This window comes from Acinetobacter sp. (assembly GCF_036659555.1).
Taxonomy (GTDB): domain Bacteria; phylum Pseudomonadota; class Gammaproteobacteria; order Pseudomonadales; family Moraxellaceae; genus Acinetobacter.
In genome coordinates this window covers 1-12,878 of the sequence record NZ_JAVXCI010000090.1, presented here as the reverse complement: position 1 = coordinate 12,878, position 12,878 = coordinate 1, and the positions used below count along the sequence as shown (strand labels likewise).

Genomic DNA, 12,878 nt, shown 5'->3' with positions numbered 1-12,878 from the left:
GGGGGGGTGACGGCCAGCGCCGCCATTTGTGCCGTGGCGGCGGCGCTGAAAAAACTGGATGCAAAGCGTATGAAAGCTTGAAGCAGCGCGCATTTTCTAAAAAACAAAAGCGCCGGTTCCGGTGCTTTTTTTCAGCGCAGGAATTAGAATAAGCCACAGTATTCTAAATAAAAATTTTGACGGTATGGGGTTGCTATGTGGTTCATGCTGGTATTGATATTGGGGATTTCAGGCTTGGCATTCTGGATGTGGAAGCGCCCAGATCCGGTAAAGCGCGATCAGGCCAGCGCCGCGCAGCATGATTTATGGCTGGATCATATTGATGCGCAGCTGCAGCATGCTGCGCGCTTAAGCAGTGATGCCGGCCAGCCGGATTATGAACAGGCTTATCAAATTTATAATGGCTTGGCTAAGCAGCATGAACTGCCGCAGGCGTATACGCAAATGGGGCTGATGCATCTGCATGGGCTGGGGCGCGAGAAAAATCAGCAGAATGCAGTCAGCTTTCTTGAAAAGGCGTTCCGCTCAGGCGGTGACGATGCGGCTTATCAGCTGGGCATATTTTATGAAGATGAGCTTCAGGACTTGGAGAAAGCGCTGTACTGGCACCGCCGCGCGGCCGCATTAGGGCATCTGGATGCGCAATACCGCATTCATGCCCTGTCGCATCAGGGCGATGGGCTGGCTGAGCAGCATTTGGCGCTGCTGCAGCGCAATGCGGAAAATGGCCATGCCGGCTCGCAGTATCAGCTGGCGCAGCATTGCTTAGCTCCGGGCGAAGCGCAGCAGATCAGCGCCGGCTTGCATGCGCTGTTTCAGGCAGCGGAGCAGGGGCATTTGCCCGCCAATCAGCAATTATATGAATGCTTTCAATTTGGCTTATTCCTGCCGCCCGATGAAAAGCGCGCTTTGCAGCAGATGAAATCCTGCATCGCATTGGGGGATCAGCGCCTGCTGCCGGCTTACCGGCAGGCGGTGCTGACGGGTAAATATGATGCCGGCCAGCGCCAGCGGGTCTGGTCGGACTTAATGCATCAGGCAAAAGAGCATAAAAATCTTCAGGCGAAGGCGCAGCTGGGCCATGCCTATTTTCACGGCTGGCATGCCGGCAAGAATGAAACGCTGGCTTTCCGCTACTGGTCAGAAGCCGCGCAGGAAAAAAATCCTGAGGCGCTGTGCGCGATTGCGGCCTTGTATTATGAAGAATATCTGGTGGCCAAAGATCCGCAGAAAGCCTTTGCGCTGTATCAGCATGCGCATGCATGCGGGCCAAGCCATATCAGCCAAATGGGGCTGGCACTGTGCTATCTGTACGGTATTGGCGCGGCGCAGGACAGCGGGCAAGCGGAAGCGCTGATGCGCAAAGCAGCCATGCAGGGCTGGCGCTATGAGATCAGCAGCAGCGCGGATCAGAACTATGTGATTGGCCTGTTTTACTGCCTGCCGTCTTATCCTGTGCCGGACCGGAAAAAAGCCGCGGCTTATTTGCAGCAGGCGTCTGAGCTTGGCTCTAAAGACGCCTTATGGATGCTCTACCGGCTGCATGCAGGGCAGCTTTTTGCGGAACTGCATGATCCGGTGCAGGCCAATGGCTGCCTGCAGCGCGCCGCAGATGCCGGCCATGCTTTAGCGCAGGCGGAATTAGGCCGGCTTTACGCTCAGGAAAGCCCGCATCAGAATTCAGCCTTGGCGCTGCATTATTTGCAGCAGGCTGCCCGGCAGGGCAATGGCGCAGCGCTGAACCGCCTGGGTGACATTCATACGCAGGGCTTGGGTATGGAAGCAGATTTAGAGCTTGCGCTTGAATATTACCGGCAGGCGGCTGCGCAGGCCGATGCCGATGCGTACAGCCATTTAGGCCAAATGCATCTGTATGGGCAGGGGGTTGAGCGCAATTTGGCTGCGGCTCAGGAATGGCTGGAAAAAGGCCGCGCCATGGGGCATGCGCGCTGCGCTGAACTGCTGAAAAATATTGAAGCGTATTTCAGTCAGGAATCAAAATTTTAATCAAAAAACCGAAGCCTCAGCTTCTAATGCTGATCAATTAAGGAGTTTTGCAATAAAAGACTTTTACCAAAAATACAAGCTATACAATTGTTTTTTAAACAGCATTTAATTCACAATGGAAATTCCCTCTCCTTTTCAAGGAGAGGGCTAGGGAGAGGATTTTATTAAAAAAAGCCCTTCATCCCAACCTTCTCCCTGAGCCATGTATGGTGCAAGAGAAGGAGCTTTCAATATTAATTTTACTGCCAATAAATGATCATTTATTGATTTATGAAACAGATCTATTTGAGTGGCTCTAGAATTTAAAAAAAAGCCAGTCAGCTTCTTAACTGACTGGCATTAAAGCCTCAGCTTCGGTTTTTTTCTGTTGGCAACTCCTGCCGGCTACTCTTAAGGCAGCTGCCGCACCGGGCTGCCGCCCAATGCCTGCATTAAGGTAACATAGGCATTGTATTGGCTTTGCTTGGTCTGCGCCAAAGTCAGGCGCGCATTGCGCGTGGTTTCCTGCGCATCCAGCAGGTTTTTCAGCGCCACCGCGCCATTGCGGTAGCGCACCTCCGTCAGGCGTTCGGTTTTTTCCGCCAGCTGCAGATTGCGCTCCTGCAGCGCCGCCTGCTTATTCAGCTCAGTGCGGCTGGACAGGGCATTTTCCACATCGGCAAAGGCTTGGTACAGCATTTGACGGTGCTGGATAATGGCTTTTTCATACTCCAGGTCACTGACCGCCAAATCTTTCTTCATATCATTATACTGCAGGAAAGGCAGGCTCAGGCTGGCGCCTAAAGTCAGCGCCGGGTTCTGCAGCAGGCTGCTCAATGCTGTGCTGGACGCGCCCAGATTTCCGGTCAGGCTAATGGAAGGATAATAGCCGGCTTTGACCGCATCTTTAGCGGCCAGCGCCTTGCGCAGGCGCAGCTCGCTGGCCTGCAGGTCGGGGCGGCGCGACAGCAGTTGCGCCGGCAAGCCGGATGCAATCTCCGGCAGCGCAATGCGCGGCAGGCGCTGCGGTTCAGCAATATTCAGCTGCTGCACCGGCTGATGCAGCAGCGCGGCAAGAGCCGTGCGGGCCTCGGTTTGCTGCTGCGCGATTTGGCTTAATGCCGATTTCTGGCTTTGCACAGACTGCTCAGCCTGAGTGAGGTCTAAGCCTGAGACTGCGCCGGCGCGGTATTGCGCGCGCACCAGTGCATAGGTCTTTTGCGCAGTGGCCAGATTCTGCCCTGCAATGCCGCTGCGTTCATTTAAATAGCCCAGCTGCCAGTACAGGCTGGCCGCTGTGCCGACCAGGCTTTGCGCCGTAGCCTGCAGATCCTGTTCGCTTGCGAGCGCTTCCCATTTGGCGGCTTCAGTCTGGCGCGCCAGTTTTCCGAATAAATCCAGCTCGTAGCTGACGCCGGCGCTGAGCGATAAGCCGCGCGATGCATCGTCGCCAGAATGCAGGTCTATATTATGCCCGGCAGAAGCGCTGGAGCTGGCGCGCAAGCCCTGCTTATTCTGAGCTAGCCCTGCTTTTAGGCGGGCCGCCTGTAAGTTGATTCCGGCTACAGCCAGATCTGAATTGGCGTTAAAGGCCTGCTGAATCAGCTGATTCAGCTGCGCATCGCCAAACAGCGTCCACCACTGGTCCGCATAAGCGCCAGCCTGCACTTGCCGGCTCAGCGCTTTGCTGTTTTGAAAGTCCGCCGGCATCTGCAGCGCCGGCGCCTGATAAGGCGATTTGACAACGGCTGCGCAGCCGGCCAGCGCGCTGCCTAAAATTAAGGCGCCTGCCAGCCGGGTTAAATTCATCTGCATGTTCATTTCCTTATTCTCTGGACAGGGCATCGACGGGGTTTAAGCGCGCGGCGTTGCGGGCGGGAATAAAGCCGAACACAATGCCGATCATGCTGGAGCAGGCAAAAGCCGCCGCAATTGAGGTGGTTGAATAGGCCATCTGGAAGGTATCGCCGGCAAAGTGGCTGATAATCTGCCCAATGCCTAAAGACAGCAGCACGCCTAAAATGCCGCCCAAAATGCAGACCAGCACAGCTTCAATCAGGAACTGCTGCAGTATGTCGCTTTGACGCGCGCCAACCGCCATGCGCACGCCGATTTCCTGCGTGCGCTCAGTGACTGAAACCAGCATGATGTTCATTACCCCAATGCCGCCGACCACCAGCGAAATCACCGCAATTGCGGACACCAGCAGCGTCATGGTCTGCGTGGTCTGCTGAATGGTTTCACGGATGCTGTCGGAGTTCTGGGTAAATACATCCTGCGCGCCGTGGCGCTGCTCCAGCAGGCTCAAAATCGCATTTTCGGCGGCCGCGCTCGGGTATTCATCCTTAACGCGCACAATAATGCTGCGCACATTGGCCTGGCCCAGCATGCGGCTCATGACGGTTGAATAGGGCAGGTAAACGTTCAGGCTGTCCGAGCTGCCCATCATGCCTTTCTGCGCGTCGGTCACGCCAATGATCCGGCTCGGCACGCTGCCCAGCAGAATCACCTGCCCCAGCGGGTCGGCGCCGTCGCTGAAAAAGGCATTTTTGGTGTTGCTGTCAATCACCACGTTCTGGGTCTGCTCAGTCACGCTTTCCTTGTCAAAAGGCTGGCCTGAGGCGAAGGTCATGCCTCTGACATAGAAGTAGTCTTCACTGACGCCGTTGACGGTGGCTGAGGCTTCGGTGTCTTTGAAGCGCACCGTCACGCTGCTGCTGACCGTCGGGCTGACGCCGTCTACATAGGGCTGTTCAGCCAGCGCCGCGGCATCGGCCGGAATCAGGGTCTTCACCTGCGATGACCTTGAGTTGTCGCCAAAGCCCCGGCCCTGATACACGGTAATGGTGTTGGTGCCTAAGCTGCTGATGTTATCCAGAATCTGCTTTTGCGAGCCGTTGCCCAGCGCCACCACAGAAACCACCGAGGCAATGCCGATGATGATGCCCAGCATGGTCAGGAAGGTGCGCATGCGGTGCGCGTTCATCGCCAGCAGGGCCATGCGGAAAGCTTCGCCTAAGCGGTCGGCAGCTGAACGCCAGGAAGAAATCCGCTTCTGCTCGGGACGCAGCAGCGGCTGCTTTGCCGGGAGCTCATCCGCGTTTTCCGGGGTATTCGGCAGGTCTGAAATAATGCTGCCGTCGCTGATTTCAATGATGCGCGTAGCGTTTTTAGCCACGTTATGGTCATGCGTGACCAAAATAATAGTATGGCCTTTGGCATTCAGTTCACGCAGAATGCGCATCACCTCGATGCCGCTGTTTTTATCCAGTGCGCCGGTCGGCTCATCGGCCAGAATCACATCGCCGCCATTCATCAAGGCGCGGGAAATGGAAACCCGCTGCTGCTGCCCGCCGGAAAGCTGGCTGGGGCGGTTCTGGGTTTTATCGCCCAAGCCCAATCCGGCCAGCAGCTCTTTGGCGCGCGCCTGCCGGGAAGCTGCATCTGTGCCGGCATAAATTGCCGGAACTTCAACGTTGCCGGCTGCGTTTAAATCGCCCAGCAGATGATAGCGCTGGAAGATGAAGCCGAAATATTCGCGCCGCAGCTGCGCCAGCTCATCCGGCTCCAGCTCGCGGGTTTCACGGCCTTTGACTTGGTAGCTGCCGCCGCTGGGCTGATCCAGGCAGCCCAGAATATTCATCAGGGTGGATTTTCCCGAACCGGACTGGCCGACAATCGCGATCAGTTCGCCGGGGTAAATTTCAAGATCAATGCCTTTTAAAATCTGCACGGTGCTTTCGCCGGCAGGGAATTCACGGGTCAGATTCTTGACGGCAAGCAGGGGCTGCTGATTCTGGCTCATGACTACATTCTCATCGGGCCGCGGCTGCTGCGCTTGGCCGCGTCATTGCTGGTGTCTGAACCGTCTGCAATCACTACTTTTTCGCCCTGCTTCAAGCCGCGCAGCACCTGCACAGTGACGCGGTTATTCAGCCCAAGCAGCACCGGCTGCGGCTGGGCTGTGCCATCGGCCTGAACCACGCGGACCGTTGCCACAGAGGCTTTGCCTTGCTCAACCAGCGCTTTTTCAGCTGCGGTCAGTTCCAGGCGCTGAGGGCGGCTGGCCGGCGCAGCATCGCCTTCGGCGCGCGGCTGCTCAGCGCTGCCGGTGTTTGCGCCGGGTTTGCCGCGGCGGTTTGATGCCTGAACCGCCGCTGCTGGAACCGTCAGCACATTCCGCGCTTCATCCAAAATGATATATACCTGCGCGGTCATATCAATGCGCAGCTTGCCGTCTTCATTCGGCACATCAAACAGCGCGTTGTAGTATACGGCTGTGCTGGAGGATGATGAAGTGTTGCTGCTGGTCTCATTATTGATTGAAGAGGGCGCCGGCTCCACCTGGCGCAGCGTTGCATAATGCTTTTTCTCGCTGTTGCCTAAAGTGGTGAAGTACACCGTTTGCCCTTCGGAAACTTTCATCACGTCCGCTTCGGAAATTTCCGCCTTGACGGTCATGGTGTTCAGCTTGGCCAGCTTGACAATGGTCGGCGCGCTTTGATTGGCGTTCACGGTTTGGCCTTCTTCGGTCACAATCGCCACAATGGTGCCGTCCATCGGCGCGACAATCCGGGTATAGCCCAAGTCTTCTTTGGCGGTGGCCAGGGTCAGGCGCGACTGCTCAATCTGCGCATTGATCGAGGCGATTTCAGCCTGCGCTGTTTTATAGCCGGCCAAGGCCGCTTCCAGCTCGGCGCGGGAAGTGGCGTCCTGCGCATACATGGCTTGCTGGCGCTTATATTCCGCCTCAACTTTAGATAAATTCGCCTGCTTGACGGTCAGCTGCGCCTGCTGGTTTTTAATGCTGGCTTCAGCGGTTTTTAAATCATTTTCCTGGCGCACTGAATCAATTTGCGCAATCAGCTGGCCCTGCTTGACCTGATCGCCCAGCGCCACATGCATCTTTTTCACCTGGCCGGACACCTGCGCGCCGACGCTGACCATTTTGGTGGCTTCCAGCACGCCGGTCGCCAGCACGGAATCCTCAATATCGCCACGGCTGACTTCAGCGCTGATGTATTCGGCCGGCTGCGCTTCCGGCTTAAAGACGTACCATGCGGTAACCGCAGCCGCCAGTATGAAGGCTGCTATCATCAGGATTTTAGCGGGTTTTATTTTTGGCATGATCTTGGGCGCGCAGAAAAAAATTGCTCAAATTATAAAAGTTAATTAAGGATAAAGCGTGAATATTTGAGAATATGTCGCAAATGAGAATTATTAATTTGATGCACTTAAGGCGGAGAACAGGGCATTTGCGGGAAAAATGCGCAATGCGGCTTTTCTGCAGCCTGAATTGGGCTGCCTAATTGAACAGCTGCCGGCCGCACAGGCTGGCAATCGCCTGCTGCGCCAGATGCTCAGGGTTTTCGCTGCCCAAGCCCTTAATTGACGCATCAATGCGCAGCAGCAGTGCCGGCCAGGTCAAAAAGCTGGCGGGATCAAGCCGGCGCAAAGCCTGCTGATACTGGCTGACTTTGCTTTTCCAGATGCCCAGCTGCAGCGCATTCTGCGGCTGCTCAAACAGCTGCATCAGCAGGCGCATTTCCTTGCTGATGCTCCACAGAATCAGCGGCATCGGTTCGCCGGAGGCGGTCAGGTACTGGAAAATTTTAATCGACTGGCCGAGATTGGCCTGCAGCAGGGCATCGCTTAAATCAAAGGTGCTGTATCTGGACTGGTCCTGCAGGCAGGAATGCAGATGCTCAACCTGAATGACACCGGCTTCGGCAAAGGTGTCGCTGACGCGCATTAAGCTGTTTTTGGCCGCCAGCAGGTTATGCTCATGATGCTGTTCCAGCCACTGCCAGGCGTCGCTGGCCAGCTGAATGCCGAGCTTCTGCGCTTCGGCGGCTAAAATCTGCTGGCGGTCTTTCGGATAGTTTGCGCTGAGGGCAACATTCACGCCGTTGGCGTCAATTACTTGAAAGAATGCGGTTTTCAGGCTGCTGCTGTCCTGCTTGGGCATCACCACCAGCAGCAGATTCTGCTCATTGTGCTGCAGATAGCTTTTCAGCGCTTTCAGCCCGCCGGCATCCGGCTTGATATTGCCGTGCACTTCAACCGCCAGCTGGCTGGAAAACAGCGACAGGCTGTTCAAGGCGTTAAATACGGTTTTCCAGTCACTGACACTGCTGATATCATAGCGCTGGCGCTCAATCTCCTGCTTTTGCCAGCTGGCGCGGAACGCATCCAGCAGATTCTGTTCCAGCAGCGGCTCCTGGCCGTGCAGCACCCAGGCGCCGCGGGCCTCATCAACACGCTTCAGCGCCTGCAGGTAATCGAGCTTCATAAATCAGGTTCAGCCTATTCGGCAGCAGGGGCAGCTGCGCCGGCAGCCGGCGCGGCGCGCTGAACAGCCAGCGGCAGGCGGTTGGAGGAAATCTGGCGGGCAATCTGCTGCGCCACATCATCAATAATCACCTGATTCAGGAATTTCTGCTCCTGATCGTCAGTGTTTACCGTGGCGACATCATATTGATATGAACGGGACGCCATCACCGTGCGCGGTTCAGTCACCGGATTGCCTTGCGCATCTTCAATGCGGAAAGTCACATTTAAGCGCAATAAGGTCTCGACCAGCTTGCCGTTCAGCTCAAGGCGGCGCGGGCTGTAATCCAGAACGCGCAATACGTAGTTATTCGGATTATTGCTGATTCTGACTCCGGCAGCGCCAAGGTAGATATTCAGTTTTTCTTCAAGCTCTTCCGAGTTTTGCGGCAAAGCCAGGCTCATATTGGCATAAATCACCGGCGCAACATTCGGGCTGGTGCCTTTTAAATGGAAGCCGCAGCCAGTTAAGCCTGCACCTAGACCTAGGGTTAATACAATTGCTGCAGCGCGCTGAACCAGATGCATGCGGTGTCCTCTGTAAAATATTTCCCGGCGTATGCGGGCATGAGACGGATATTGTTTTGTTTAATGCATGGGATTGTAAAGTCAAAGCCCGCTGACTGGCAACGGGCTTTGTTTGGGAATTGTTTATTCCTTAAGTTCCCTCTCCTTTTAGGAGAGGGTTAGGGAGAGGTTAATTTATTTAACAACCCTCATCCCAACCTTCTCCCAGAGGGAGAAGGGGCGTAAGGATTTTAAACCACCAGGTTCACCAGCTTATTCGGCACAACAATTTCTTTCTTGGTCGGGCCAGTCAGGAACTGCTGCACTTCAGGCAGGGCTTTCGCCTGCGCCAGAATGTCATCTTTAGATGCATCTACCGGCACTTCCAGCTTGCCGCGCAGCTTGCCGTTAATCTGAACCACAATGATCTGCGTATTGCGGGCCAGCGCAGCCTCATCCACAGCAGGGAACAGCGCTGCCGTCAAATCAATGCCGAACTGGGTCAGTAAAGTCTGGCTCAAATGCGGTGCAAATGGCGCCAGCAGAGTCAGCAGCGCCGTGATGGATTCGCGCGCCACAGCCACATCATTGTCATTTTGGGCTTCAAACTTGTTGTTCGCATTCAGCAGTTCCATCATGGCCGCGATGGCGGTGTTGAAGGCGTGGCGGCGCTCAATATCGTCACCGACTTTCTGAATGGTTTCGTGCGTCTTGCGGCGCAGGTCTTGGGCCGCGGTTGAAAGCTGGGCTGCGTCAATGGCCGATGCAGAATTGCCTTTTTCAAGGAAGCCGGCAGCCAGGCGCCAAACGCGCTTCAGGAAGCGGTTAGAGCCTTCAACACCGGCATCCGACCATTCAAGCGACTGGTCAGGCGGAGCTGCGAACATCATGAATACGCGCGCTGTATCTGCGCCGTACTGGTCAATAATCGCCTGCGGATCAATGCCGTTGTTTTTCGACTTGGACATTTTTTCCTGGCCGCCCACCACAACTTCCTGACCGTCGCCGCTGTATTTTGCGGAAAGCACGCGGCCTTTTTCGTCTTTTTCAAGTTCGATGTCCGCCGGGTTGAACCAGGTTTTCTTGCCTGACTCCGCTTCACGGTAGAAAGTATCCGCCAGCACCATGCCCTGAGTGAGCAGGTTGGTGAACGGCTCATTGCCTTGCACCACGCCTTCATCGCGCATCAATTTATGGAAGAAGCGCGCATACAGCAGGTGCAGGATCGCATGCTCCACACCGCCGATGTACTGGTTCACCGGCAGCCAGGTTTGCGCCGCTTCAGGCTTGACCAGACCGCCGCTGAAGTCTGGAGATGCATAGCGCGCATAGTACCAGGAAGACTCTACAAAGGTGTCCAGCGTGTCGGTTTCACGGCGCGCATCGCCGCCGCAGCACGGGCACTGAGTTTCATAGAATTCAGGCATTTTATTCAATGGATTGCCTGAACCGTCCGGAACCACGTCCGTTGGAAGCACAACCGGAAGCTGCGCTTCAGGCACCGGCACCTGGCCGCATGTTTCACAGTTGACCATTGGAATTGGGCAGCCCCAGTAGCGCTGGCGCGATACGCCCCAGTCGCGCAGGCGGAACTGAACTTTAGAATTAGCCAGAGCTTGCGGTTCTAATTTTGCCAGGAAAGCATCGTAGGCGCCCTGCAAATCCAGGCCGTCAAATTCGCCGGAATTAACCAGCTTGCCTTCTTTAGAACCGTACCATTCCTGCCAGGCGGCTGCATCAAAGTCTGCATCATCTGCGCCTTTGGCATCAATCACTTGTTTGATGTTTAAGCCAAATTTATTGGCGAATTCAAAGTCGCGCTCATCATGCGCCGGAACCGCCATCACCGCGCCGGAACCGTAAGACATCAATACATAGTTGGCAATCCAAACCGGCACTTCTTCGCCAGTCACCGGATGCTTCACAGACAGGCCAGTCGCCATGCCTTTTTTCTCAGCAGTGGCCAAGTCCGCTTCCGCGACCGAACCCATGCGGCATTCTTCAATGAAAGCTTTGAGTTCTGGATTATTCTCCGCCGCTTTCAGCGCCATCGGGTGTTCCGCAGCCACAGCCACATAAGTCACGCCCATTAAGGTGTCGGCGCGCGTGGTGAAGACTGTTAAGCCGTCTGCATATACTTCAGGGCTGGCTGAAGGGAAGGTGATTTCCATGCCCTGCGAGCGGCCAATCCAGTTGCGCTGCATGGTCAGAACCTGCTGCGGCCAGCCATCTTTTAATGTATCTAAATCATCTAATAATTCTTGCGCATAGTCGGTAATGCGGAAGTAATACATTGGAATATCGCGCTTTTCCACCAATGCGCCTGAACGCCAGCCGCGGCCGTTTTCAACCTGCTCATTGGCCAGCACAGTCTGATCCACCGGATCCCAGTTCACGGTGGAAAGCTTGCGGTAGATCAGGCCCTTTTTATACAGCTGGACAAATAACCATTGTTCCCAGTGATAGTATTCCGGCGTACAGGTGGCGAACTCGCGGTCCCAATCCACCGAAAGGCCCAGCTTTTTCAGCTGGTCACGCATATAGGCAATATTTTCAAAGGTCCATTTTGCCGGGGCAACCTGATGCGCAATGGCTGCGTTTTCAGCAGGCAGGCCGAATGCATCCCAGCCCATCGGCTGCAGCACAGTTTCGCCTTTTAAGCGGTGGAAACGGCTGATGACGTCGCCGATGGTATAGTTGCGCACATGACCCATATGCAGTTTGCCGCTTGGATAAGGGAACATCGAGAGGATGTAGCGGCGCGGACCTTCTGCGGTGTCGGCAACTTTAAAGGTTTTGCGAGTTTCCCAATCCTGCTGGACGGCAGGTTCAATCGCACTGGCTTGATATTCAGGGTCAATGTGAGTAGTCATAAACGTAATATAAGAACAATGGTTAAAAAGTTTGTTGCACAGCATAGCGCAAAATATGCCTAAAAGTGAATTTTGCGCGGCTATTCTGCAGGAATAATCCTGAACAGCAGATCAGGCGGTTATTTTGCCTCTGAGGAAAGCGCCTGCCCTTGGCGCAATGCCGCTTGAGCTTCCTGATGCACCTGCTCTTTTTCCGCAGCAGCCTGCTGCGCTTCCTGCGCGGCGGCCTTGGCTTCAGGCTGCGCTTGGCTACCTGCCGCAGGCGCCGGCGCAGCGGCATTTTTCCAGCCGTAAGTTTCCACCTGGCCTTTTTTCTTGGCGCTTTTCGGCGGCGGCGCAGCGGTATAATGCGTCGAGCCTTTGGCATCGACCCACTTATAGAAATTTTGCGCAAAGCTGCTTTGCGCGCTCATAGCCAGCGCCAAAGCCACGGCTGCGCTCCCTAATTTAGCAAAAGGCATTTTCATGATGAATTCAGTTCCTTGATCCGGTCAGAAGCGCAGTTTTCAGCTGCGCAATAAGCTGAAATTTTGCGCCTTTTTTTGCGCTGATGCCATTCCTTTTTATGCCTTGCGGGATAGGCGGCGCAAAGCGCCGGCACTGCTGTAAAATTGCGCAGCTTTTATGGCCCGTCCAAGGAGGGCTGCTGCGCTGCAGACGGCAGGCAGCAGTATGGCTCAGGCTTAATTGATTAAAATTATTTATCTAATATATAAAAGAAATGAATAAGTTGGGCGGAAATGGAAAAGAATGAATGCGCTGATGCCGGCTGACGGGAACTGCGCCAAGCTTAAAAAATACCCGGTCTGTAAATAAACAGGAAAAAGCCAATTTTTAAACTTGACATTAATAGTTTAAACAACAAAAATGCTGTTTTAGTTTTATATGCCTTAGCCGATCACCCTTCGAATAAGTGTCATGTCATGCAATGGGCAGCTGCTCTAGCCGAGAAGCTGAACAAAGCGGATAAAACGGGCTTATCCCAGCGCGTTTTGGATCTCATACTGCTCAAACAGCAGTCGGATCGGAATTTTTTCCTATTGCTATGAAAACTATGAAATATGTGTGCTATAACAGTGCAGGCAGTCAATGAACGAAGCGCCGCAAGTGTCTCCCATTTTGCGGCTAAAAAAAGATTAGGGTGAATCACGTTGGAACTTTTATCTGGTGGTGAAATGCTTG

At 54.7% G+C, this 12,878-nt stretch carries 8 protein-coding genes; 1 reads left to right on the top strand and 7 read right to left on the bottom strand.

From position 1 onward, the window contains the following. Positions 1-195: 195 nt before the first annotated feature. Positions 196-2,007 carry a tetratricopeptide repeat protein gene (locus tag RSA72_RS11800; protein WP_332621495.1) on the top strand — a complete coding sequence of 604 codons (1,812 nt, stop codon included), beginning with the start codon at positions 196-198 and terminating at the stop codon, positions 2,005-2,007. A 390-nt stretch (positions 2,008-2,397) separates the two neighbouring features. On the opposite strand, the gene RSA72_RS11795 is transcribed toward RSA72_RS11800, so the two are convergent. The 7 genes from RSA72_RS11795 to RSA72_RS11765 form a co-directional block, all read right to left on the bottom strand. After that, positions 2,398-3,801 (bottom strand): efflux transporter outer membrane subunit, encoded by a 1,404-nt coding sequence (locus RSA72_RS11795; RefSeq protein WP_332633217.1) that lies wholly within the window; start codon positions 3,799-3,801, stop codon positions 2,398-2,400. A gap of 10 nt (positions 3,802-3,811) precedes the next feature. Next, the gene (locus RSA72_RS11790; RefSeq protein WP_332622008.1) at positions 3,812-5,791 is read right to left on the bottom strand and encodes a MacB family efflux pump subunit; all 1,980 of its coding nucleotides are present in this window, start codon (positions 5,789-5,791) and stop codon (positions 3,812-3,814) included. Between the two features lie 2 nt (positions 5,792-5,793). Beyond that, positions 5,794-7,113: an efflux RND transporter periplasmic adaptor subunit gene (locus RSA72_RS11785; protein ID WP_332622010.1), complete on the bottom strand. Its 1,320-nt coding sequence runs from the start codon at positions 7,111-7,113 to the stop codon at positions 5,794-5,796. A gap of 178 nt (positions 7,114-7,291) precedes the next feature. After that, entirely contained in the window at positions 7,292-8,278 is a 987-nt protein-coding gene (gene holA, locus RSA72_RS11780; protein WP_332622011.1) for a DNA polymerase III subunit delta, read from the bottom strand. A gap of 14 nt (positions 8,279-8,292) precedes the next feature. Further along, complete coding sequence (locus tag RSA72_RS11775; RefSeq protein ID WP_332622012.1) at positions 8,293-8,844, bottom strand: LPS-assembly lipoprotein LptE; 552 nt, start codon at positions 8,842-8,844, stop codon at positions 8,293-8,295. Between the two features lie 230 nt (positions 8,845-9,074). Continuing rightward, the gene (gene leuS / locus RSA72_RS11770) at positions 9,075-11,696 is read right to left on the bottom strand and encodes a leucine--tRNA ligase (RefSeq protein ID WP_332622013.1); all 2,622 of its coding nucleotides are present in this window, start codon (positions 11,694-11,696) and stop codon (positions 9,075-9,077) included. Between the two features lie 119 nt (positions 11,697-11,815). Further along, positions 11,816-12,163, bottom strand: coding sequence for a DUF4124 domain-containing protein (locus tag RSA72_RS11765; protein WP_332622015.1), 348 nt, complete (start codon positions 12,161-12,163; stop codon positions 11,816-11,818). Positions 12,164-12,878 lie beyond the last annotated feature (715 nt).